General features: G+C 47.1%; 16 protein-coding genes. 5 read left to right on the top strand and 11 right to left on the bottom strand.

Going from position 1 to position 22,675, the window contains the following annotated elements; all coding sequences use genetic code 11:
* The first annotated feature begins 377 nt into the window (after window positions 1–377).
* Both QUA97_RS17560 and QUA97_RS17555 read left to right on the top strand, forming a co-directional pair.
* A complete protein-coding gene (locus QUA97_RS17560) occupies window positions 378–3,605 on the top strand; it encodes an efflux RND transporter permease subunit (protein WP_333195353.1) in 3,228 nt (1,075 codons plus the stop codon).
* A gap of 497 nt (window positions 3,606–4,102) precedes the next feature.
* Window positions 4,103–5,230, top strand: a complete 1,128-nt coding sequence (locus QUA97_RS17555) for a hypothetical protein (RefSeq protein ID WP_333195351.1) — start codon at window positions 4,103–4,105, stop codon at window positions 5,228–5,230.
* Here the strand turns inward: QUA97_RS17555 and QUA97_RS17550 are convergent.
* Window positions 5,227–5,508, bottom strand: a complete 282-nt coding sequence (locus tag QUA97_RS17550; RefSeq protein ID WP_194069594.1) for a hypothetical protein — start codon at window positions 5,506–5,508, stop codon at window positions 5,227–5,229. The two genes, QUA97_RS17555 and QUA97_RS17550, sit on opposite strands and share 4 nt — an antisense overlap.
* Before the next feature lie 120 nt (window positions 5,509–5,628).
* Here QUA97_RS17550 and QUA97_RS17545 point away from each other — a divergent pair, with 120 nt between their 5' ends.
* Window positions 5,629–6,810 carry an RtcB family protein gene (locus QUA97_RS17545; protein ID WP_333195349.1) on the top strand — a complete coding sequence of 394 codons (1,182 nt, stop codon included), beginning with the start codon at window positions 5,629–5,631 and terminating at the stop codon, window positions 6,808–6,810.
* Window positions 6,811–6,929: 119 nt separating this feature from the next.
* On the opposite strand, the gene QUA97_RS17540 is transcribed toward QUA97_RS17545, so the two are convergent.
* The 10 genes from QUA97_RS17540 to purC form a co-directional block, all read right to left on the bottom strand.
* Window positions 6,930–7,298 (bottom strand): DUF4278 domain-containing protein, encoded by a 369-nt coding sequence (locus QUA97_RS17540; RefSeq protein WP_333195347.1) that lies wholly within the window; start codon window positions 7,296–7,298, stop codon window positions 6,930–6,932.
* A gap of 237 nt (window positions 7,299–7,535) precedes the next feature.
* On the bottom strand, window positions 7,536–7,880 hold the full coding sequence (locus tag QUA97_RS17535; protein WP_194008353.1) for a BON domain-containing protein: 345 nt from the start codon (window positions 7,878–7,880) through the stop codon (window positions 7,536–7,538).
* A 328-nt stretch (window positions 7,881–8,208) separates the two neighbouring features.
* A complete protein-coding gene (locus QUA97_RS17530) occupies window positions 8,209–9,477 on the bottom strand; it encodes a DNA cytosine methyltransferase (RefSeq protein WP_333195346.1) in 1,269 nt (422 codons plus the stop codon).
* Window positions 9,478–9,500: 23 nt separating this feature from the next.
* Window positions 9,501–10,673: a lipid-A-disaccharide synthase gene (gene lpxB, locus QUA97_RS17525; RefSeq protein WP_333195345.1), complete on the bottom strand. Its 1,173-nt coding sequence runs from the start codon at window positions 10,671–10,673 to the stop codon at window positions 9,501–9,503.
* 21 nt (window positions 10,674–10,694) lie between these two features.
* On the bottom strand, window positions 10,695–11,297 hold the full coding sequence (locus QUA97_RS17520) for a Uma2 family endonuclease (protein WP_194069585.1): 603 nt from the start codon (window positions 11,295–11,297) through the stop codon (window positions 10,695–10,697).
* Window positions 11,298–11,338: 41 nt separating this feature from the next.
* A complete protein-coding gene (gene lpxA, locus QUA97_RS17515) occupies window positions 11,339–12,133 on the bottom strand; it encodes an acyl-ACP--UDP-N-acetylglucosamine O-acyltransferase (protein WP_194069583.1) in 795 nt (264 codons plus the stop codon).
* A gap of 246 nt (window positions 12,134–12,379) precedes the next feature.
* Window positions 12,380–12,901, bottom strand: a complete 522-nt coding sequence (gene fabZ / locus QUA97_RS17510; protein WP_194008348.1) for a 3-hydroxyacyl-ACP dehydratase FabZ — start codon at window positions 12,899–12,901, stop codon at window positions 12,380–12,382.
* Between the two features lie 295 nt (window positions 12,902–13,196).
* On the bottom strand, window positions 13,197–14,054 hold the full coding sequence (gene lpxC / locus QUA97_RS17505) for a UDP-3-O-acyl-N-acetylglucosamine deacetylase (protein ID WP_333195341.1): 858 nt from the start codon (window positions 14,052–14,054) through the stop codon (window positions 13,197–13,199).
* Between the two features lie 294 nt (window positions 14,055–14,348).
* Entirely contained in the window at window positions 14,349–16,784 is a 2,436-nt protein-coding gene (locus QUA97_RS17500) for a BamA/TamA family outer membrane protein (protein ID WP_333195339.1), read from the bottom strand.
* A 510-nt stretch (window positions 16,785–17,294) separates the two neighbouring features.
* On the bottom strand, window positions 17,295–18,023 hold the full coding sequence (gene purC / locus QUA97_RS17495; RefSeq protein ID WP_333092722.1) for a phosphoribosylaminoimidazolesuccinocarboxamide synthase: 729 nt from the start codon (window positions 18,021–18,023) through the stop codon (window positions 17,295–17,297).
* 536 nt (window positions 18,024–18,559) lie between these two features.
* On the opposite strand from purC, the gene QUA97_RS17490 reads away from it, so the two are divergent.
* Window positions 18,560–18,994, top strand: a complete 435-nt coding sequence (locus tag QUA97_RS17490) for a response regulator (RefSeq protein ID WP_333195337.1) — start codon at window positions 18,560–18,562, stop codon at window positions 18,992–18,994.
* A 119-nt stretch (window positions 18,995–19,113) separates the two neighbouring features.
* Entirely contained in the window at window positions 19,114–22,530 is a 3,417-nt protein-coding gene (locus tag QUA97_RS17485) for a response regulator (RefSeq protein WP_333195336.1), read from the top strand.
* Window positions 22,531–22,675 lie beyond the last annotated feature (145 nt).

Here is a 22,675-nt window from a genome sequence, read left to right as displayed (position 1 = left end):
GATATCAGTTGACAGTTGTCAGTTGTCAGTCGATCGCAACTTTAGCAAATCTTGATTGCGGGCGATCGACTACCTCTCAAGAAATATTTAATAAATTTTATTGAAAATTTATTATAATTTATTATAATGGCAAAATGCGAAGTCTAAATACTCGATCGTTCCCGATCAAAAATAAAGCTTGATACAAATAATTTGGTTGCAATCCCCCCAACTCATTCCTTCGCAGGCTGACTGATATCGTTTCCGGTTGCATCGGAATAATAAAATCGAGTCAACTCTCAACAGTCAACAGTTAACAGTCAACAGTCACCTGACGGTGCAACCGGAATTGATATGACGCAGTAAATTCAAATCTAAAATCTAAAATCTAAAATCAAATGAGCGCCGATAAACCCGGATTCAGCATCAGCAGCCTCTCAATTCGCCGCCACATCGGCACCCTCATGCTGACACTTGCTATTATAATCGTGGGCTTTTTCTACATCACCCAACTGCCCGTTGACTTGCTACCATCCATCACCTATCCCCGCATCGGCGTGCGCTTAAACGCCCCCGGAGTCTCCCCAGAAGTAGCAATAGACGAAGTTACTCGCCCCCTCGAACAAGGACTTTCCGCCACTGAAGGCGTCATGCAAGTTTTCTCGCGCACCCGCGAAGGACAAGTCAGCGTCGATTTATTCTTCAAACCCGGGGGCAACATCGACCAGGCCCTCAACGACGCCACCGCCGCTGTCAACCGCATCCGCAACCGACTTCCCGATACAGTTGAATCGCCCACTCTCTTCAAAGTTGACCCTTCCCAGCAGCCGATTTACGAATTTGCCCTCACTTCCGAGTCCTTGCAAGGAGTTGATTTGCGCGTATTTGCCGACGAAGAATTATCCAGGGAATTAAACGTAATTCCTGGAATAGCAGCAATTGACGTTGCCGGCGGCGTGCAAGAAGAAATTCAAGTAAATATTGACTTAAATCGCTTGCAATCTTTAGGGGTCAGTATTTCCGACGTTTTATCAGCCCTCGAAGCCCGCAACCTAGACACTTCCGGCGGACGGCTGCGGCAAGAAGCAGCAGAACCTTTAACCCGCACCGTCGGGCGCTTTCAGAATGCGAAAGAAATTCAGGAAATTTCTTTTCAAGCATCGGGTTCCAATCCGCCAAAACGAGTGTTTTTGCGCGATTTTGCTCAGGTAATTGACGGTACAGAAGAAGAACGAGTTAAAGTATTTCTCAATCAGAAATCAGCCGTAAAAATTAGCATTCAAAAGCAGCCCGACGCGAATACAATCTCAGTTGTAGACGGCATCAAAAAGCGGCTAGAAGAATTAAAAGAATCCGGGGCAATTCCCGAAGGCACGACTATCGTCAATACCTTCGACGAGTCTAAGTTCATCCGCGATTCTATTAGCAACGTCCTATTTTCGGGTTTAACCGGGGCTGTTTTAGCCGGGGCATCTGTATTGCTTTTCCTCGCTTCCCTTCGCCAAACTTTGATTATTGTCCTAGCAATTCCCCTCGCAACTTTAATGGCGATTATTCTGATGGGAGTTTTTGGCCTATCTCTGAACGTTTTCAGTTTGGGCGGTTTGGCGCTGGGTGTGGGAATTGTGGTCGATAACTCGATCGTCATGCTGGAGAATATTGTCGAAGGAACAAGCAATAAAAACAGTGCCAATGGCAAGCAGCGCTTAAGTAACAAGCAGTTGATGCAGCAAGCAGAAAAAAGCAGCCAAGAATTAGAATCAGCTTTATTTGCTTCCACCATTACTAACTTAGTTGCCGTACTGCCATTTTTGCTAATAGGTGGCTTAGTTTCCTTACTTTTCAACGAATTAATTCTCACCATCACCTTTTCCGTCGCCGCCTCTCTGATTGTCGGATTGACAGTTGTACCGATGATGGCTTCTCGGCTGCTAGCGCTGCGGGTATCCAGCGGTTTGAGCAACTTTTGGCCGCTGCGCGCATTCGATCGAGCTTTTACCAATGCTACCGCCGGCTACGGTAAATTTTTATCGGGCATAGTGCGGTGGCGGTTGATTATAATTGCAGTAGCGATTATTGGATTGGGCGGCGGCAGTTGGCTGATGGCCGGTCAAATCCCCCAGGAAATATTGCCCAGAATTAATACCGGTCAAGCGAGATTGTTTGCCTTGTTTCCTGCAGGCACAAATTTAGCAACCAACCAAAGAATCATGGCCGAAGCGGATAAAATTATCCTCAGCCAACCAGAAACTCAATACACTTTGACGACCGTGGGCGGGCTGTTGTTCGGCAACAGTACGAGTGAGAATGTGCTGCGCGGCGGCTGCAATATTTCGCTGAAACCTGGCACCAATACATTGGATTTTGTGCAGCGAGTTACGCAAGAATTGAATAAAAAAATTGATTTGCCCAAAAATACTCGTTTGCGTCTGAATCCAGAAAATGTGCGGGGTTTGGTTTTAACTAATTCGCCAGTGCGCGGCGCTGAAGTTGATGTTCTGCTTCAGGGCGAAAACGAACAAATATTGCAGCAAGCCGGCCGCGAGATATTGGCAACTTTGGATGAGAAGGTAAATTTAGCTACTTTTCGCCCGGATGCAGACCCGCAGCAGCCGGAAGTGCAGATTCGCCCCAACTGGGAACAAGCAGAAATCTACGGGTTGAATGCGAGGCAAATTGGAGAGGCGATTCAGACAGCAATTCAAGGTTCTGTTCCCACGCAATTGCAGCGGGGAAACCGTTTGGTTGATGTGCGGGTACAGTTCGATCGCGCTTCTGTCCAATCGATTTCTGCACTAAAATTTATCCCTTTAACTGCTAGGGATAACAGCATTATCCGCTTGAGCGATGTGGCGAATATTGAACTGGGAAAAGCGCCTGGGGAAATTCAAAGGCTTAACCAGCGCCAAGTTTTCCTGATTGCTGGGAATATTAATAAGGGCGCGAGTTTGGGCGATGCTTTGAAACAAGTAGATGCAGTTTTGTCCGAAATCAAATTGCCGCCGGGAGTGCGAGTGATACCTAGTTCGGCGGCAGAAACTAACCGGGAATTGCAAAGTTCGCTGATTGTTTTGGGCTCTTTGGCGGCGTTTTTAGTATTTGTGGTGATGGCGGTGCAGTACAATTCGCTTGTCGATCCGCTGGTGATTATGTTAACGGTGCCGCTGGCTTTGGCTGGGGGGATTTTCGGGCTGTATGCGACTAAAACTGCGATCGGCGCAACGGTGATTGTGGGAGCGATTTTGCTGGTGGGAATTGTGGTAAATAATGCGATTATTATGGTGGAATTGGCGAACCAAATTCTGGAAGATGAAAAGGTCGATCGCGCCACAGCAATTCTCAGGGCAGCACCTCAGCGCTTGCGTCCGATTTTGATGACAACTATTACGACAGTTTTGGGTTTATTTCCCCTAGCTTTGGGCATTGGAGACGGTTCGGAATTCTTGCAACCGCTGGGTGTGGTGGTGTTTTCCGGTTTGTCGCTGGCGACGCTGCTGACGCTGTTTATTATTCCGTGTTTTTACATTTTGCTGCACGATTTCTTCGGGATGTTTGCAGGGAATAAGAAACCGCAGACGGTGGCTATTCCTGTGCAGAAGGCGGCGAGAAAGAATGCGAATTTATAGGATTGAGTGCCAGCAAATACGCGCTTTCCCCCAATCCGGCAGGGGTTTAAACCCCCGCCTCATAGCGAAAGTCGGTTTTTAACCGACTGTAGATTTTGATGGAAAAATACGATCTATTTCATATCAATTCCGGCTGCACCGGAATGATATAGAGGACACGGCAGTGCCGTGTCCCTACCACGATCAATTGTAGGGACACGGCAGTGCCGTGTCCTCCATTTATATCATTCCGATGCTAACGGAATTGATATCAGTCCTCTTTTAGAGGACTTTTGCTATGAGACAGGGAATTCATTCCCTGTCGGAATGTCGGATTTACAAACAATACCGGTACTGCATTTGATGTTAAGTTAACGCGCCGAGAATTAGTCGGTAAGGTGCGTCAGCAAACATTCTCTGACTCCCGATCTAAATTTCCGACTGACGCACCCTACGATAAATGCTGCAAGGTTTCAGTTAAAATAGAGTCTATCTACGCAGCATATCTAAATATCTTTATGCTGATTTTACCAAAATATGAAAGACAAATTGACTGGTCGTTCTCATATATAAATCAACCCATTAATTCCGAGTGGGCGACGATTGTCAGTGGCGATCGCAAAAAAGTTACTTTAGTCGATCGCAACTTGTCGCCAAAATACGAATACCAGCTTCCCGACGAAATTAGCTGTTTAGCCATTAGTCCCAAAGGCGATTTGCTGGCAGCAATTATGGCAAATGGCAATCATTTAGCAATTGTGACATCAGAAAACCAGCTAGTGTACGAACAAAAGCTACCTAATCCTCCTGTTAAGCATTATTTGGATAACGAGAATGGATTTCAGGATTGCTGGTTTGATGCAGACGGCGTGCGTTTTTGGTGCATGAAATTAATTGAAGGCAAGGAAGTCGAGATTCAAATTCGCGATACCAGTTCGTGGCAAATCCAGCGACAACTTTTGCTCGAAGACCCTTTTGGATGGAGTTCCTTCTCGTTTCACCCGCACCCGGAAAATCAAATTTTAGCTATTTGGGCTGCTGCCGGTCAGGACGGACAGCAAGTCTATTGGCTTTATGATGATGGTATCAAGATTCATGCTGTAGAGGTTGCGTGTTTGGCGGACACAACTCCTCCAGTATTTCACCCCGTAGGTAGCGAATTTTTGGTACTCGATGATTCTAATAGAGAACTCAGTCGGTTCAGTTTTCCTGACTGCAATCTCCTCGGTCAATGCCAATGGCCTTGGCCTGATTCGGATGATAGTTTTGATTACTCTATGTGCTACCTATCGGACGATCGCCTTCTAATTAACACTGGTAATGGGAGAATGTACCTAATCGATATTGAAAAAATGGAGATATCAGATGAACTGATTTTAAGCGGTCATGAACCGCGTCCTTCTCAAGAACTTTATCCTACTCTCAAGGATGTTGAAGAAGGGCTTTGCAGCGACTTGGACTGTTTTTATCGATTTGATTCAGATAGGATTATTTCCGTTCACTCACAACTGCCGAGTCAAAAGCCTGACTCTAAACAGAAGACATTAGTTATCTTCGGGGGAAAAGAGCTGTTTGGTTCCTTGGCGAAGGTACAAGAATCCGCACCCTACAGTAAATTATTCATTCAATCTTTAGGCATTTCTTAAGGATTTTCAATTTTCAATAACAGGCTTTCCGGCCTGTTCCACAAAGAAAGAATCAGTTTTATTGTGGGGAGTAGGGGTTGGGCATCCTGCCCGCCCCTAACGCGACTGATATCAAATCCGGTGGCATCGGAATTAACATTACCCACAATCAGGACACGGCAGTGCCGTTTCCCTACAATTAATCGGGCGATAGTTAAATCTCTGAGGTCGTGCTGATGATTATTTTGGAGTAGGGAAACGGCATTGCCGTGTCCTCCGTTGCCTATCATCTCGCTCATGAAACCGGAATTGATATGACGCACCCTACGAGAATTAGTCTGTCAGGTGTATTTGACATCATAACTTTATATGTTACAATATGTACTACACGCAAATTAGCAGAAGAAACTTAAACCAAAATGCCCTACGAAAAATTAGAAATATCAACCCCAAAACCAGTATTATCTTGGGCAAATCACGCCCTAGGCGAAAAAGAAACCAAGATGGCCGCCAATGTCGCATCTTTGCCCTTTGTATTCAAACACGTCGCACTAATGCCCGATGTACATTTAGGAAAAGGTGCTTTAGTCGGTTCAGTAATTGCCACAAAAGAAGCGATTGTTCCGGCTGCTGTGGGCGTTGATATTGGTTGCGGGATGGCTGCCATTAAAATGCCATTCACCGCCAACAAATTAGAAGGTAAACTTAAACAAATTCGCCTCGATATCGAAGCCGCAATTCCCGTGGGATTTTCCGAAAACAAGGAAGTAGAAACAACTGTTACTAATTGGCAAGGATGGGGAGAATTTAAGGAGCTTCATCAAGGCGTGCAGCACCAAGATAATAAAGCCTTAAAACAATTGGGTTCCCTCGGCGGCGGCAATCATTTTATTGAGGTTTGCGTCGATACTGAAAACTTTGTTTGGCTGATGCTGCATTCAGGTTCCCGCGGCATTGGAAATTTGCTCGCACAGCAGCATATCGAGACTGCTAAAGATTTAGCTAAACTGGCAGAAATTAATCTGGCTGACAAAGATTTGGCTTATTTTGTGGCGGGTACGCCGGAGTTTGCTGCTTACTGGCACGATTTGCAGTGGGCGCAAGATTATGCTCGTTTTAATCGCGATGTGATGATGAATCGGTTTAAGCGAATTGTGGAAAAGCACGTTGCGGGTGGCAAATCTGTTAAGCCGTTATTAGAGGTGAATTGCCACCACAATTATGCGGAAAAAGAGGTGCATTTTGGGGAAGATGTGTATGTTACTCGCAAGGGTGCTGTGCGGGCGGATGTAGAGGATTACGGGATTATTCCGGGTTCGATGGGGGCGAAGTCTTTTATTGTTAAAGGGAAGGGAAATGTTGAAAGTTACTGCAGTTGCAGTCACGGCGCTGGGCGGTTGATGTCTCGCACTAAGGCGAAAAATGTATTTACTCTTGATGATTTTGTGCGGCAGACTGAGGGGGTTGAGTGCCGCAAAGATGAGCAATTTTTAGATGAAATTCCGGGGGCTTATAAGTCCATTGATGAGGTGATGAGTCAGCAGTCGGATTTGGTGGAAGTTGTGGCGACTCTGAAGCAAGTGGTTTGCGTTAAGGGGTGATAGAAATTGGTTTATTTGTACTTGACTTAGGTGAAAAGTTGTGTATGAGAAGATGGGGGAAATCAAGTTGCTTTCGATTTCCTCCTGTTGACAAATGCTTTGTTTTGTGAGGCTATTTGCTAACAAGCCATTTGCTTCCACTCAATTTCTAGCAAGCGCATCAATCTTTCGTCGCCTTTGGCTTTGGCTACTTGCTGTCTGCGATCGAGAATACTGCAAATATGCCTCCGCTGGACTTGCGCCACTTCCGCAACTGTTGGGGAAGATTGAACCGCCGCTGGGCTGCTAGCTGCTGCGACATCCCGCAGGGCTTGAACATCTCGGTTTGTGGTAGAGTTTGCGCCCCCGTATTTTTGGGGGACGGGGATGTGTCTGGGATACCGATAGTTCCAGTCTTGACCCCTATATTTGCCTGCGGCTTGGCCTTCAATCATATCGACTGTGGGAATGTCGTATTCGTAGTTTGCGCCGCGATAAGTGAGTTGCATTTTTTTCGATCCTTATATTCAGATAAAAAGAGCAGTCAGGTCTGGTGTGATTTTTGTACGTAAAAAATTTTTACTTTCTGTATTCAATTATACGGTTCTTTAAGAAAAATGCGTTAGTTTACATAAATTAATATTGTGAAACCCAAAGAGCAGGAAAAAACCCGCAACAGCGGGTTTAATCGAGCTTTTGAGTCCTTCGACGGACATCAAGAGCAAAACTGCTGCGGTTGGGAAGAACTACCCGACTGTCACTTGATCCGTTTGGACTGCTGTGGCACCTTCTTCAGCAGAGGCGATCGCCACTAACTTGTCGAGAATTTCCTGACTGGGAACTTGACCTTTGAGAACAACCGTGCTGCTGAGCTGAGCAACCCACACCGTCTCGATATCAGCAACTTCTGAATCGCCGTCAAAAGCCAAAGCTACCCGCTTCGCCAAGCCGCTTTCGTCAAAATTTCCGTCTGGGCCGACTTTAGCAGGAGCGATGGATTGCGATTGGGCTGCTTGCTGTACTACTTGTGCCATCGGTTCAGCCTGGGGTGCAGGCTTTTCGAGTCCGAACAGTCTTTTAAACCAACCCATAGTAGTCTCCTGAAAATACACTTTTTACAAAGATAGCTCTAGAATTGCCAAAGAATCTCGTAATTGTTGCAAAACTCAGCGAAATTTATCAAAAATTTTTCCCGGCCGATTTTCAAAATCTGGTAAGTGCTCGAATATCCGGGTTTTGATAGCGCTGGCTCAAATGGTTCGTAAAATATGTAGGGTAGTGCTAAGAGTGCCTAGCCCCACGGATCGGAGCTCTTCGCGGGGGGATTGTCCCTACAAAAATCACACAACTGATGCGAGGATTGCTATATTTAGCCGAACTTGAGATCATATTGTTCGGGGCCAAGGTTGTTCGTCCTCGCTACAAACGCGATAAATAATATTGTTCCGCTTCTAACCAATTTAGTTTAAGCAAGGAATCATTTCCAACTGGAAACTTGACACTAGGCTTAATTGCTTTCAGGCCCAAAGCGCCAATAATCTGTGCAGCTACGGCTTTCGCTAATAGCGGCGGTACAGAGTTTCCGACTTGGCGGAAACCGTGCCATTTGGTGACGTGAAATCTAAACCAGTCAGGATAGGAATGCAGCCGCGCAGCTTCTCTGACTGTAATGCACCGAGGGACGATCGGGTGAATCGGCCTTGGCGAAGTATAAGCGCCCCTCGCCCTGTCGGTTCCAGCCCTGAGAGTGTTGCAAACTCCGTCGGGGTGCAGCTTGTAAAAACGGCTGATCGGCTCTTTTTCGCCGTAGGCGGAGGCTGCAAATCTTTCCATACATTCGAGAGAATGTTTTGTGCGCCGACTCGAAGAGAGGATTTGTCGATCGTACTGGCGATCGTAACCATAATCATTTTCAAAATCATCGAATCCGCGCAAAAAACTCGCGTAATCGCTGCTGCAATTTCCGTACTCTGCCACTACCCAATCTCGGTGCAGCAACTCGCTGTACTTTTCCACTTCCGGCAAATCTCCAATCGCATCCCAAACAGTCGGAACAGCAGGTAAATTAATTTTTTTATAGCGTTTAGGAAGTTTCTTTTTCGGTAGCATAGTCGTTGGCTGAGGATATTTTGGCAGCTCAAAGTCTTTTTTGCACCCAATCAAAAACAATCGTTTGCGAGCTTGTGGCACTCCGTAGTGAGCGGCATTCAGAACTTGATAATTTTCTTCTACTTGATATCCCGATTCCCCAAAAGAGCTAATTAAAAGATTCAAAAGTTCCTTGTGTTTGCCGGCCACAATTCCCGGCACATTTTCCATGACAAAAAACTTCGGTTTCAATTCCAAAACTAAGCGTAGAAAGTGAAAAATCAGAGAATTTCGCGGGTCATCTACGTCGCGCTTTCCCATCAGCGAGAATCCTTGACAGGGCGAACCGCTGATTACTACGTCTATCTCCCGCTTGCCGATCGCAGATTTGTTCCTAATTTCCGCTCCTGTTAGCTGTGCGACATCTTTGCACAAAATAGAACACATCGGGAAATTAAACTCGTGTGTAGCGCAGTGAATTGGGTCAATTTCGACGGAAGCAAGTACATCAAAACCTGCTTGTTCAAAGCCGAGAGTCATGCCGCCCGCGCCTGCAAATAAATCAACAGCGATCGGTCGCTTTTTCCGATTGCTTGACATAACATTTCAATTATAAAATTGCTTTAATTTGCTGTCTTTAATTTAACATTGTTGACGATTTCGGCAGCCGCGCGATCGCAAACCCCCAAATCTCCGAGACTTTCCCGCATTTGGCGATAGCCCGCTTTCATTTGCTGGCGTCGATCGGCATTTTGCAGCAATTCCAGTGCGTGTTTGACGATATTTTCCACAGTAGCATCGTCTTGCAGCAACTCCGGGACGATGGGCTTCATTTGCACCAAATTCGGCGGAGACATAAAAGGAATCGAAAATTTCAGCACGTGGCGAGCAATCATCGCCGTAATCCGACTGACGCGGTAGACGACAACTTGCGGAACATCGAGCAAAGCCAGCTCCAAATTAACAGTACCAGATTTAGTAATAGCCATATCGGCAGCAGCCAAAAGTTCCAGAGTTTGATTTTCCAACAAAGTAGCCCGCAAACCGTAATTCTCGATGGCCTCTGCTATTTTACTGCCGAAAGCTTGGTTAGCAAGGGGAATCCAAAAATGAACCTCGGGAAATTTAGCTTGAATAATTTGAGCAGCCTCAAATATAACCGGCATCAGGTACTTTAGTTCTTGCTGTCTAGAAGCCGGAATTAGAGCCACTGACACCTGTTCCGGCGCAATTCCCAACATTTTGCGGGCAACTTCCCGACAGGGCGCAGATTGCATTCTATCCACCAAAGGATGACCTACCCAACTCACTTCGGCTCCTTTTTCCCGATAATAACTCGCTTCCTCGGGGAAAATCGCCAAAATGCGATCGGCAATACTGACAATCAGATTTGTATTGCGAGGAGAAATCGACCAAACCCATTCTTGAGGTGCGATATACCAAACCACGGGCAAATTTGGCAAACAGCGGCGAATGTAGCTACCAATACCGAGATTTGGAGTCAAATAATCAATCAATACAACCACATCCGGGGGAAATTTTTTTAGATATTGTTTAGCTTTTTGCTGAACTTGGATTGTCGGCCAAATATACGGCACAGATTCTATAAGACCCATAGAACCAATACTGACAGTATCGCCTAAAATAGTAGCGCCAGCTTCCGCCATGCGCCGCCCGCCCAAAGCTGTTATTTCTATATCCAAACCAGCGGCGACAGCATGACGTTTTAAGGCAGCAACTAACAAAGCTCCTTGCAAATCGCCAGAAACCTCACCAGTGCTGATAAAAATTTTCATATTTTCAATTCAACTCTGATTTTAAACGGGTAAAATTTGTTGTAACAACTCAGTCACAGCATCATATTGATCTGGCATATTAGCACAGCGCAGGAGTAATTCTAAATCGAGGTCTGGCAGAAATGTACTGCGGGTAATTTGCTCGTAATTTTTACCTCTCAAACAGTAGAGAGATAACTGATTGTTTTGCCAAAACCAAACTTCCCGAACTCCCAATCGTTTGTAAAATTCTAAAGTATCTATTCCGCCGCTGGTAATTACCACTTCAATAGCAATATCTGGGACTGTTTTTGGAGTTCCTATATCATAGGAATCATCCGGCTCTTTTCTACCTCCCAACTCTCTGTTACCCAGAGTCGGCCCGCCCTTGCCGTAAAATCGAATCCCGCTTGCTCTCATGTATGCTTCTAGCAGCATACAGAGCGTTTTTTTGATGATTTCGTGTTCCGCCGAGACAGTCATAAGTTGCAGGATGCGATCGAGATAGAAAAATTTTACACCGCCGATATCTTTAAAGGCTGATTCGATCGCTTCAAATTGCTCCCAGCTAACATCTGATAACCTGATGCAGCCATCTTGTTCTGTTTCAAGAAATGTAGATTTGACTGAAGTATATACATTCATAGGGCCAGCATTGCTCTGTGGATAGATTTATTCTAGCCCATTCACTTTTTACCAGGAATTAAACCGCGCCGCCCTTTGCTGACAGACTGCTGCACAAATCTCCGCAGGTGCTGCAAGTGGGGATTTTCTGGCAACAAATCCAACTGTTCCAAAGCTTGATTTAGGGTGTAGCCAGAATGGTATAAAATCCGAAAGGTTTTCTTCAAAACTAGCAAATCTTCGGGGGTTAAACCGGCGCGTTCGAGGCCTATTTTGTTGATTGCTCGCACTCTCGAAGGATTTCCCTCGACTAGCATATAAGGAGGTACATCTCGATCGATCCTGCTCAAGCCGCCCACCATCGACAAGCGGCCGATGCGGACAAACTGGTGAACGCCCAAAACCCCGCTCAGTCTGGCTTGAGACTCGATTTTGACGTGTCCGGCCAAGGCTACGGCGTTGGCGATAATTACCTGGTCTCCGAGTTCGCAATTGTGACCGACATGAACGTAAGCCATCAACAAATTACGATCGCCAATTGTGGTGCTTTCTCCCGCTCCTGTAGCGCGGTTGATTGTCACGTATTCCCGAATCACATTGCTGTCGCCAATTGTTACCCTAGTCAGCGAACCTTCATATTTCAAATCTTGAGGTTCCAGGCCAATCGCCGCACCGGGGAAAATTTGATTGTTAGCACCTATTTCTGTTAGCCCATCGATAATTGCATGAGCGCCAATCTTAGTCTCTGGCCCGATTTTCACTCTTTCCCCAATTACAGCATAAGCGCCCACTTCTACAGTCGGGTGCAGTTCGGCGCGGGGATGAATCACAGCAGTTGGGTGAATCAAAGTAAGCATTTTTCAGTTGTTAGTTGTCCGTTGTCTGTTGTCCGTTGTCTTTTGACTGTTGGCTGTTGTCATTAGTCATTAGTCATTAGTCATTAGTCATTAGTCAGCAGTCATTAGTCAGTAGTCATCAGTCATTAGTCATTAGTCATTTGCCAGCAATGCCCTGTTTGCCCAATGCCCTGTTTGCCCAATGCCCTGTTTGCCCAATGCCCTGTTTGCCCAATCCCTCCGCTTCGCTCCGCCCAATTCCCAAATTTAATCTACCATCGAAAACATCAATTCTCCTTCACAAACTTTTTGTCCGTCCACTTCAGCTAGAGCTTGAATTTTTGCGAAGCGGCGGCGTTTTACCCACAGCAATTCTACAGTCATCAGCAAGCGATCGCCCGGTACAACCTGACGCCGGAATTTGACCTTATCAATCCCGGTAAACATCCACAATCCTTGTTCGATGTCGGGTAACTGAGCCAGAACAATACCGCCAACTTGAGCCATCGCTTCAACGATTAAGACTCCAGGCATAACCGGCCTTCCGGGAAAGTGCCCTTGAAAATGCGGTTCGTTGAAAGTGACATTTTTAATTCCTACAGCCCGCGATCCCGGCACATAATCGAGAATCTTGTCTACCAGCGCAAGGGGATAGCGGTGAGGCAATATTTTCTGAATTTCTTCCAGAGTAAAAGTAGATTTAACCGCTGGAGAATCTTCACCGTTTTCGGCTGGAACGGATTCAGAATTAGCAGTGTTGAGGGTGTTAACTTCGGTGAGCGTGGACATTACTTGAAGACTTGTGAGTGTGGTATGGGAGAAGTCAGTAGTCAGTAGTCAGTAGTCAGTAGTCATTAGTCATCAGTCATTAGTCATTAGTGCTGTCGTCTCCGAGCTTTCCGTCCAACGTCATCAGTAAGATGGAAGATGGAAGGAATGATTTAGTTATGTCGCCAGAGAAGCAATTCACTGCAATGAATTCCGCAATTAAGAATATCCTAACTGCCTTGGCAGTTGCTAGATAAACGCAAGGGTTCGCACCTTGGTTTGTGAATTGTAACGGTGACGAATGCTCGAACCTTTTCTAACTTGTCTCTAGCACCGCCAAAGTTTGAGATTTCAGCGTTTGAGCAAGTTGGACGTGCAGGTTGTGACTGGCTTTGTAAGCCAAGTAGTGAGCTTTTGGCCAAGTTCCCAGCAGACTGAGGTCGCCTACTAAGTCTAAGATTTTATGGCGCACCGGTTCGTTGGCAAATCTCAAGGGCGGGTTGAGCCAGCCGGATAGATCGCAAACGAGGGCGTTATCTAGGGTACCACCTTTGATTAAACCTGCTTGTCGCAATTGGTCAACTTGGCGAGCAAGTCCAAAAGTACGGGCTGGGGCGATCGCCGTGGCAAAACTTTCTACCTCTGGCGACCAACTGTACCATTGATTGCCGATCGCCTCTTCCTCAAAATCTATTCCGTAGCTAAACCGAGTTTGGCCCGACGGTAAAGCCGCCACAAAAGCATCCCCGTGACGCACCCAAATCGGCTCGGCGAGGGCGAACGATGCAGTGGGGTCTTCTTGGCATTCTTGAGACACCAAGCCGGTACGGGCGATCGCCTCTACCCAAACCTCAGCAGAACCGTCCAGCAGAGGCAGTTCCGGGCCATCAACCTCAATTCGAGCATTATCTGCTCCCATCCCCGCCAAAGCGCCTAATAAATGCTCTACAGTGCGAATTCGATCGCCCGCAGCATTTGCCAGTTCAGTAGAAAGTGCAGTCTGACAAACCGCCTCAACTGTTGCAGGAATTCTGCGATCGGCCGACAAGTCAATTCTGACAAAATAGCGACCTTCCCCAACTGCCGCAGGCAAAACTCGGACGCGAGTTTGCTCGCCGCTGTGCAAACCAATTCCTGACAGTTCAAATTCAGATTTTAAGGTACTTTGAGTCATTAGTTAGTAGTCAGTAGTCAGTAGTCAGTAGTCCGTAGTCATTAGTTAGTAGTCAGTAGTCATTAGTCAGTAGTCATTAGTCATCAGGAAGAAGGAATAAAGTAGAGGGGGAAACGGGGAGAGGGGGAGATTGGGAGACGGGGAGAATTAGTAATTACCCATTACTGATTACCAATTACCCATTACTGATTACTCCTAACTAATGACTAATGACCAATGACCAATGACCAATGACTAATGACTAATGACTAATGACCAATGACTAATGACCACTGACTAATGACTCTTCGTTAATTAGAATCGCTCACCAATCCCAAAGTGAATTTGATTGCCGCCAGTGTCGTTGATGCCGTAGTCAATCCGGATCGGCCCTAACGGAGATTGAATCCGCACGCCGATCCCGTAACCGTAACCGCTACCGGGCTTTCCGCGGACACCGGCCGGGTCGCCCGGGACATCTTTGCCCGTACCCAAATCGGTGCCAGCATCCAAAAATAGCGCTCCGCCGATAAACGAAATAATCGGGAAACGGTACTCAACGCTGGCTTCTAGGAAACTGCGGCCAGCTCCTACTTCGCCTTCGTCGTATCCGCGCACCGAGTTAGCACCGCCCAAGGCAAAAGCTTCGTAGGGAGGCAAATCTCCGAATACGGTGCCACCTTTAAAACTAAATGCCAGGGTTTGAGGGCCGGGGGTAAAGTTGGTGTACTTGACTGGTATGTAAAAGTTGTAGCTGGCCCGCAGGCGGTTGAACAGGATGCTGCCGGAACCTACAGGAATGGATTGTTCCATCCCAAACCTGAGCAGGGAACCGCTAGTGGGGCGGAGGGGGTCGTTGCGCCGATCGCGCACAGCACCTGCTTGGATTGTTGTCAAGTCGTCGGTGCCGGAATTGCTAAAACTTAGCTGGTTGCCGAGTTCGTCATCGGATTCGCGCCTGCCTTTGCGATCGGTAATTGAGACTCGCTGGTACTGCAAGCCGAGTGAAGCAATCCACTCAGAATCGGCAAAAGGATTGCGCGACAGGGGACGGGTGAAATTGATGCCGGCACCGGTGCGGACGATGCGGGGTCGATCGTTGTTGGGCAATCTGACTTCCCGTTCTCCCCCATCAAAAATCACGCTGATCGATTGTCTTCTAAACGCATTAACCGTATAAGAAGTCCGGTAAGGATCGCCGGCAATCCAGGGATCTGTAAAACTCAAGTCAAACAGATTTTGGCGTTCCCCGAGTTGTACTTCAGCCCCCAATTTCTGGTTCCTACCGAACACATTTTGCTGCTGGTAACTCACCGTACCGAACAAACCCGTAGCGGAACTCAAACCCGCACCCGCCGCCAGAGAACCGGTATTTTTTTCAATGACGTTGACAATTACTCTGGCCTTGCGCGGATCAGTCGTGCCCGGTTCCAAAGCAAGCCGCACGTCTTCAAAAATTCCCAAACCAAACACCCGTCTCAAATCCCTTTCCGCCTTGGTGCGGTTAAAGATATCTCCGGGCTTGAGTTCTACTTCGCGGGTGACGACAAAGCGCTTGGTGTTGCCTCGAATCGGCTGACCCGTGGGATCGGTTGGTTCTCCTTCCTTGTTCAGGAAACGGACATCAACGGATTCGATCTGGCCTTCTGCCACTTGCAAGGTGACTGTGCCGTCGTCTGCTACTTGCGGGGCATCTGTGATTTGGCCCAAAACATAGCCGTTGTCTTGATACCACGCATTAATTTTTTTGACTCCCTCCTCAAAGCGGCGGAGGTTGAGAATTTTGCCGTACTGATCGCCGAAGCTTTCGTCAACTACGGTTTGGGGCAGCACTTGCTGGCCGGTGATTGTCACTTTCTGCAGCACTGGATTGGGCTGCACGATAAAAGTCACTCGCACGCCTAACGGGGTGTCTTCCGGTACTGCCCGCACGTTTCTGAAAAAGCCCGTGGCAAAAATGGCGTTGATGTCTTGTTGCAGTTGGCTGCGGTTGGTGGTGCGTCCCGGTTGGGTGCTGATGACTCGGTAAATCTCGGTTTCTAGGTCTCCCGTTGCCCCGGTGACGGTAACTTCGGCAACTAGCACTTGCGGTTCGGCCGCTTCGGCGGGTGCTGGGGTTGGTCTGGGCTGCGATTCTGCCGGGCCAGGGGGCAATGTGGGAACTGTGTTTGCCGGCGGTCTGGTGGGGGCCGGTCTGGGAATTTGGGCGTTTTGACCGCTCGCCCCGGATGCGTCCGAGGTCGCTCTGGGAGAAACTTGTAGGTTTTGGGCGATCGTCCCCGCTCCGTCCTGTTTCCGAGGCTCTACTGCGACCCAGGCAGGCGTTACTGCCACTTCCGAAGGGGGGAGTTGGCTGTCTGGTTGTACCTCTTGCAGCGCGTTTTGACTGCTAGGGGCTGGCGATGGGTTGGATGCTAGCTCGGGTTTGAGTTGAAGCTGGGGCGAAACCGGGGATGGCGAGTCTGTGACTCGGTTTGGTGGTTCGCGGTCGTCTTCTCCTCTGGCAGGGGCCGCCACTATTTTGAGGTCTTCGGCCAAGCTGCTTTTAGCTGCTTTTTTGGGGTTTTGAGAAGGATTTTGGGTTAATTCTGGAACCGGGCGATCGGGTAATTCGATCGACCCAACCGGAGGAACGGCCGCCACAGTCCCCTCTGCTGATTCAGAGTAGGATGTTTGACCGCTTGCCGAATTTGATAATCCGAATGTTGCTGAGACAGTAAGAACTGCCACCAATACAGCAGATAAGCGCATTTTTGTTCACTCTTTTGGGCAATCACACACACACGATATTAGTCATTAGTCATTAGTCATTGGTCATTAGTCATTAGTTATTAGTTATTGGTTATTGGTTATTGGTCATTGGTCATTGGTCATATCATGTCTGGTAGATTAACCGCAATCAGTAGGGTTCGCGCGTGCGTCCTGGCATACGCTTGCTTTGTCGCGGACTCGCATTCCGCACGCGCGATCCGTTTTTGTGATGGTAATCGATCGGACTTGATATCATTAGTCATTGGTCATTGGTCATTAGTCATTAATCATTGGTCATTAATCATTGGTCAATGACTAATTACATCGGGAACATCTCAATGAGAGTAAAAACCTGTTGTAGCAGTGCTGTCCCCGCTTTTGTCTGCTTGCTTATATATACAGCAAGCGGGGACAACACTAATACAAGATCAAAACTGAGACGATCCCGCTGACATTCATCAAAAGCACAACGGCGACAAACTGTGCAATTGTAGCGCATTGTTAAGTGCTCTAAACTTTCTGAGCTAGAACCCGCTGGAGAACTTGCTGGTAAGCGGTTTCTACCGATCCCAAGTCGCGGCGGAATCTGTCTTTGTCCATAACGCGCGCGTCGGGGTCAGTTTCTGCGTTGTCCCACAGGCGGCAGGTGTCGGGACTGATTTCGTCGGCGAGAATCAGGTTTTGATGTTGGTCGATGCCGAATTCTAGTTTGAAGTCTACCAGCGTGATGCCGCACTGGGTGAAAAATTCTTTGAGTATTTCGTTAATTTCGCGGGCGGCGATTTCTAGTTGTTCTACTTGTTCCGGGGTGGCTAGCTGCATTAACTGCAGTCGGCCCTGGGTCAGCAGGGGGTCTCCCAAATCATCGTTTTTGTAATAAAATTCCACCAGCGCCGGATTGACAATTGTACCCATCGCAATTCCGGTTTGTTTGCACAGACTACCGGCAGCAATGTTTCTGACTACAACTTCTAAGGGCAAGATGCGGACGCGGCAGACTCGCATTTGGTTGGGCGCTGGCGTGTCTATGAAGTGGGTGCGTATGCCTTTGGCTTCTAGCATCCGAAACAGGTGGGCGGATACGGCGCAGTTGATTTCGCCTTTCCCCACAATGCTGCCGCGTTTCTGGGCGTTAAAGGCTGTAGCGTCGTCTTTGAAGTGGGTCAGCAAAATTTCGCCCTCTTCGGTGGAGTAGAGGATTTTGGCTTTGCCTTCGTAGAGTTTGCGTCCGGCTGACATGGCGATTCATAATGTAGATGAGTTGTAGATTTTACAGTAGCTCGATCGCGCATTATTGGCGAGTGTTTGGCTCTCGGCAGCCCCGCCCCCGCCCCTCACAGGCGAGTACCTCTGTGGATAGATACTGCGATCGGTCTAGCTATAAATGATTCTTGACAACGCAAAATAGAGATTAGACGGGCTTTGTTCGCTATTCCCCGCGCCCGAACCCAAAAACGGTTCAACAGTTGCCAGCATCAAGGTTGGCAGCAAACCGTTAACAATTACCTCGGACTTATACCATTTTTTTAAAGATGTGCTATAGATCGAGTCCTAGCCCCCCGATGCCTTGGGGGGGTGAGATGTAACGCTACTTAATGAAATTGGTATTGCGCGCGCCAGGAAATTGTCAGCGAGGGAAATTAATTTTTCCTTGCACCATACAGCGGGGAGGCTTTAAACCCATTTTTTCCGGTAAATCTTCAATCCAAAAATCGACTGACTGAAACTCCCAACGCTCAAGAGTGGTTAAAACATATCTATAAAAAGACTGATTTATGATGGAAGAAAAAAAAATTCATATCCTTTTGGTAGAAGATGACGAAGTAGATGTGATGAACGTCCAGCGAGCGTTCAAAAAAAATAACATCGTCAATCCGCTATACATGGCTGCCAACGGACTAGAAGCTCTGGCTATATTACGCCAAGAAGAAAAAATAGAACCTGTAATGCCTCAAACGCGCAGGTTGGTTTTGCTGGACTTGAATATGCCGAGAATGAACGGCATTGAGTTTTTACGAGAATTGCGGCAAGATCAAAATCTGAGATCGATTCCAGTGATCGTCCTCACAACTTCTAATGAAGATAGAGATAAAGTAGAAGCCTATAATTTGAATGTAGCTGGCTATATTCTTAAACCAGTCACTTTTTCTAATTTTGTGGAAGTTATGGGAACCCTAAACAGATACTGGATGCTGAGCGAAATCCCCTAGATTATGGAAAATTTAACAAAAAAGTTTCAAAGTGGCTATTGTGATTTTTTAGCGGTGCATTTATTCTATTAGTTTTTGTATGCCACAGCTTTTTCGGATTAATCCCTAATTCTCTTGTTATGGACAAGCTTATTAAAATTCTGATAGTTGATGACGATGAAGTCGATCGGATGACGGTCAAACGTTCGCTAAAGTCCGCTGGGGTTTGGGCAGAAGTTACTGAAGCAGAAGATTGTGCCGATGCCCTCGCCAAACTCTCGATCGGCAAAAATTCTAGCACAGCGGCCGAGAAACTCTCCACACAAAATCAATCCCCACATTTAAGGGACGTTGAGGAGACAGACAATTCGCTGCTATTAAATCAAATATTTGAGTGCAACTTTGACTGTGTATTCCTAGACTACGGCTTGCCGGACGGAGACGGACTTAGTTTGGTGAAAGATATACGGGAAGCTGGGATCAAAATCCCCTTAATTGTCCTCACAGGTCAAGGCGATGAACAAATTGCAGTGGAATTGATGAAGGCTGGAGCTTCTGATTATATCGTTAAAGGCAAGATGTCTCCAGATAGTTTGTCGCGCAGTTTGTTTAATGCACTTCGCGTTTACCGCGCCGAATATAAGGCGCTTATGACAAGTCAAAAACTCAAGGAAAGTGAGGAACGCTACAGGTTAGTTGTAGAGGGGGTAAATGACGGAATTTGGGATTGGGATTTAAGTAAAAATGATGTTTATTGGAACGATCGCCTTTTGGAAATGATCGGGTTGTCGCGCTATCAATTTGGTAGCACGATGGATGCTCTATACAGCCGCCTGCACCCAGAGGATAAGGACGGCATCGTTCGGGCGATCGGGCATCACTTAAAACAAGGAATTGACTATAATGTAGAATTCCGACTGCTGCATTCATCCGGTGCTTACCGCTACTGCACTTCTCAGGGAAAAGCTCAGCGGAATCTGCAAGGAAAAGCACTGCGGATGGCCGGCATAATTAGCGACATTACCGAGCGCAAACAAGCCGAAGATGCTCTAGAAAGAGAAATGCAGCAATTGAAACAAATTATTGCTTGCGTGCCGGTAGCAATGGCGATGTTCGATACTCAAATGCGCTATTTAGCTAACTCTCACAAATGGCTGACTCAATTTAATTTGGAGTGGCAGTCTCTGACTAATCTCAGTCATTACGAAGTGTTTCCAGATACGCCAAATCGCTGGAAAGTAATGTATGAAGAAGTGTTCAAAGGCGAGATAGTTTCTGTCAGCGAAGATGCTTGGGAACGAGCAGACGGCTCTGTTTTATATTTGCGCTGGGCTGCTCACCCTTGGTACAATCCCGACGGCAGAGTGGCGGGAATGGTGATGGTAGCGGACAAGATTAATGAATTGGTGGAAGCGCGGGAAACTGCCCTAGAAGCAAGCCGGGTGAAATCGCAATTTTTGGCGAACATGAGTCACGAAATTCGCACTCCGATGAATGGGGTTTTGGGGATGGCTCAATTGCTGTTGCGGGCTCCTCTGGAACCGAAACCGCGCGAGTGCGCTCAGACTATTTACCGCAGTGCCGAACATTTGCTGAGCGTGATTAATGACATCCTAGATTTTTCTAAGATTGAAGCTGGAGAAATGCGGCTGGAAAAAGCTGATTTTGATTTGGATAGCTGCATTGAATCCGTGATAGAAATGGTAGCGCCTTTGGCAGATGAAAAAGATATTGAATTAAATATTTTAGTTGATAGTTCGGTGCCGAAAAAGTTGGTGGGCGACTCGGGAAGGTTGAAGCAAATTTTGATAAATTTGACTGTAAATGCCATAAAATTTACCGATCGCGGTCAAATTTTCATTCACGTTACTGTCAAGCGGGGCAAACAACTGGTAGAGGGCAAAGAAGATATCAAATTGCTATTTTCAGTCCGGGATACTGGCATTGGAATTTCGCCGGAAGGGCAGACAAAGCTGTTCCAATCTTTTTCTCAGGTAGATGATTCTCCGACTAGACCTTACGGCGGTACGGGTTTGGGTTTGGCGATTTGCAAGCAGTTAGTGGATATGATGGAAGGCGACATTGGAGTTCGCAGTTTGCTAGATAGCGGTTCGACTTTTTGGTTTGCTGTACCTTTGGAAAAACAGTTGCAAGTTCAGCCTCAATCGCCCGAACTAGCAGGTAAGAAGCTGTTAGTAGTATCTGGAAGCGCTTTGAGGAGGGCGGCGGTACGATCGCTCGCTCAAAGTTGGGGTGCTCGCTGCGATGAAGCAGAAACTGCTGCTGATGCTTTGACTTGGTTGCAAAATGCTCGGGGCGGGATTTCTGAGGATTCGGGGGAAGGGGAAAAATGCTGCGATGCGGTGCTTGTGGATTTGCAAATGCCGGATTTGGATGCGGAGGAATTTGGTTTGAAAGTGCGATCGCTCTCAACAGTTGACTCGTTAATCGCCATGACTGCTTTGCGGGAACAAGCGAAAGCAGAAGCCCTTTGCAGTGTGGGTTTTAGCGACTATTTGATCGAGCCCGTGCGGCCTTCCCGCCTGCTTGAGGCTTTGCTGGCCCCCGTTCAGGAAAGGGGAGAGTTTGACAGCTTGGAGGCTGCTAATACTCGCAATTTTCCAGCAGCTAATTCTCAATACGTTACTCCCAATTCGCCCTCATCGCTGAAAATTTTGCTGGCGGAAGACCACCCGATCAATCAACAAGTTATAGTCGAACAATTGGCAGCTTTAGGCTATCGTGCTGACTGCGCCGCCAACGGTCAAGAAGCGCTGGATTTGCTGGCCCAAAATAGCTACGATATAGTATTGATGGACTGTCAAATGCCGGTACTTGACGGTTACGCAACGGCGAAAAAGTTGAGGGAACGAGAAAAGGGCGATCGGCATACTTTTGTGCTTGCTTTAACAGCTCACGCTTTACCGGGGGAACGAGAAAAGTGTCTGGCGGCGGGGATGGATGATTATCTCAGCAAACCTGTAGATTTAGATGCTTTGGCGGCGGCACTGAACAAGTATGAAGCCCAAAACGCTCATTTTCAAAACAAGTATGGAGTTCCAAGTATTAATTTGGCAGAACCGGAGATAGCGGTAACATATTATACAGAAACCTCCCAAAAAGTAGAGGTGGCCGCTGTGCCGGCACCAAGGGCGATCGCGCTTCAAACTTGGGAAAACGGAGACTGTGACGGACTGTTCGACAAAAGCAGATTGGAGCAACTCCGACGAGTTAATATTAAATTGCCCGATCGCCTTTTGCAAGCATTTGTAGGAAACGCGCAAGCTGATGTGGCTGCTGCCAAAATAGCCGTAGAAGCTAAAGATTGGCCAACTGTGGAATATCAAGCACACCGTCTCAAAGGAACTGCTGCAAATGTGGGAGTTGCCCTGATGTCGGATTTAGCCGCACAATTAGAGAATTATGCCCGAAGCTTTCAATCTGAACCCGCAGCGGCTCAATTATCAACTATTGAGGTAGTTCAAAAAATATTAGTGAGTTTGTCTAGTCATTTAGCGCGGGTTCGAGAATTTGTAGAAACTCGAATATTTGGTTAATAATATGTTAGCCTATCGTCCATAGTCGAACGTAGTAGTAATTGAAATCGCGCCTACAAAAACAAAGTCCACTCCTAGCGGACTAACAAATAAATCCTTTCTTTCTTCACTCTGTGTCCTCTGCGTTCTCTGCGGTTAATTAAAA

The sequence above is a fragment of the Microcoleus sp. CZ3-B2 genome (genome assembly GCF_036705055.1).
Classification (GTDB): domain Bacteria; phylum Cyanobacteriota; class Cyanobacteriia; order Cyanobacteriales; family Microcoleaceae; genus Microcoleus.
The sequence above is the reverse complement of the archived record's forward strand: the minus strand, read 5'-3'. Positions and strand labels throughout refer to the sequence as shown.

Coding starts and splice junctions, on each gene's coding strand:
- QUA97_RS17560 (WP_333195353.1), top strand. CDS start 378: ATGAGCGCCGATAAACCCGGATTCAGCATCAGCAGCCTCTCAATTCGC.
- QUA97_RS17555 (WP_333195351.1), top strand. CDS start 4,103: ATGCTGATTTTACCAAAATATGAAAGACAAATTGACTGGTCGTTCTCA.
- QUA97_RS17550 (WP_194069594.1), bottom strand. CDS start 5,508: ATGAGCGAGATGATAGGCAACGGAGGACACGGCAATGCCGTTTCCCTA.
- QUA97_RS17545 (WP_333195349.1), top strand. CDS start 5,629: ATGCCCTACGAAAAATTAGAAATATCAACCCCAAAACCAGTATTATCT.
- QUA97_RS17540 (WP_333195347.1), bottom strand. CDS start 7,298: ATGCAACTCACTTATCGCGGCGCAAACTACGAATACGACATTCCCACA.
- QUA97_RS17535 (WP_194008353.1), bottom strand. CDS start 7,880: ATGGGTTGGTTTAAAAGACTGTTCGGACTCGAAAAGCCTGCACCCCAG.
- QUA97_RS17530 (WP_333195346.1), bottom strand. CDS start 9,477: ATGTCAAGCAATCGGAAAAAGCGACCGATCGCTGTTGATTTATTTGCA.
- lpxB (WP_333195345.1), bottom strand. CDS start 10,673: ATGAAAATTTTTATCAGCACTGGTGAGGTTTCTGGCGATTTGCAAGGA.
- QUA97_RS17520 (WP_194069585.1), bottom strand. CDS start 11,297: ATGAATGTATATACTTCAGTCAAATCTACATTTCTTGAAACAGAACAA.
- lpxA (WP_194069583.1), bottom strand. CDS start 12,133: ATGCTTACTTTGATTCACCCAACTGCTGTGATTCATCCCCGCGCCGAA.
- fabZ (WP_194008348.1), bottom strand. CDS start 12,901: ATGTCCACGCTCACCGAAGTTAACACCCTCAACACTGCTAATTCTGAA.
- lpxC (WP_333195341.1), bottom strand. CDS start 14,054: ATGACTCAAAGTACCTTAAAATCTGAATTTGAACTGTCAGGAATTGGT.
- QUA97_RS17500 (WP_333195339.1), bottom strand. CDS start 16,784: ATGCGCTTATCTGCTGTATTGGTGGCAGTTCTTACTGTCTCAGCAACA.
- purC (WP_333092722.1), bottom strand. CDS start 18,023: ATGTCAGCCGGACGCAAACTCTACGAAGGCAAAGCCAAAATCCTCTAC.
- QUA97_RS17490 (WP_333195337.1), top strand. CDS start 18,560: ATGATGGAAGAAAAAAAAATTCATATCCTTTTGGTAGAAGATGACGAA.
- QUA97_RS17485 (WP_333195336.1), top strand. CDS start 19,114: ATGGACAAGCTTATTAAAATTCTGATAGTTGATGACGATGAAGTCGAT.